Source organism: Burkholderia sp. Bp8991, assembly GCF_003853795.1.
Classification (GTDB): domain Bacteria; phylum Pseudomonadota; class Gammaproteobacteria; order Burkholderiales; family Burkholderiaceae; genus Burkholderia.
Genome location: NZ_QTQJ01000075.1, coordinates 1 through 1104 on the forward strand (window position 1 = coordinate 1; position 1104 = coordinate 1104).

A 1104-nucleotide genomic window follows, 5' to 3' on the forward strand; every position below is an offset into this window, starting at 1 on the left:
AATCACGAGCGGCGGCGACAGCAGCATCCGGTCGCCGGTCGCGCGCATGATCAGGTTGCCGTTGAAGCAGAAGTCGCGGCAGATCGTGCCGACCTCGCCGCCGTTCGCGAAGCGGCGGCGTTCGGCCGGCGACTCGGCGAGCTGCAGGCTCGCGACCATTCCGTGGCCGTGCACTTCGCCGACGATCGGGTGACGCGCGAAGGTTTCGCGCATCAGCGCCTGGAAGTACGGGCCCGTGTCGTGCTTCACGCGCTCGACGATCCCTTCGTCGCGCAGCAGCTTCAGGTTCGCGACCGCCACCGCCGCCGCGACCGGGTGCCCCGAGTACGTGAGCCCGTGATTGAATTCGCCGTTGTCGATGATCGGGCGCGCGACGCGTTCGTGGATGCCCACCGCGCCCATCGGCACGTAACCCGAGGTCAGGCCCTTGGCCATCGTGATCAGGTCCGGCTCGAAGCCGAAGTGCTGGTGCGCGAACCATTCGCCGGTGCGGCCGAAGCCGCCGATCACTTCGTCGGCGACGAGCAGGATGTCGTACTTGCGGCAGATCCGCTGGATTTCCGGCCAGTACGTCGACGGCGGGAAGATCACGCCGCCCGCGCCCTGGAACGGCTCGCCGATGAACGCCGCGACGTTCTCCGCGCCGAGCTCCAGGATCTTCGCCTCGAGCTGCTGCGCACGCGCGAGGCCGAACGCTTCGGGCGTTTCGCCGGCTCGCGCTTCGCCGAAGAAATACGGCTGGTCGATGTGCACGATGTTCTCGACCTTCGACGGCATCTGCTCGTGCATGTAGCCCATCCCGCCGAGCGTGCCGCCCGCGATCGTCGAGCCGTGATAGCCGTTCCTGCGCGAGATCACGTATTTCTTCTGCGGCTTGCCCTGCACGCGCCAGTACTGGTGCACGAGACGCAGCACGGTATCGTTGCCTTCCGAGCCGCTGTTGCAATAGAAGAAGTGGTTGAAGCCTGCGGGCGTGACCTCGGCGAGCATCGCCGACAGTTCGATTACCGGCGGGTGCGTGGTCTTGAAGAACGTGTTGTAGAACGGCAGTTCCTGCAGTTGGCGATATGCGGCATCGGCAAGTTCCTTGCGGCCGTAGCCGAC

The 1104-nt window shown here is 66.0% G+C and carries 1 protein-coding gene; it reads right to left on the reverse strand.

What is annotated here, in order from left to right:
• On the reverse strand, positions 1 to 1104 hold a 1104-nt coding region (locus DIE02_RS35185; protein ID WP_124489890.1), incomplete at both ends, for an aminotransferase.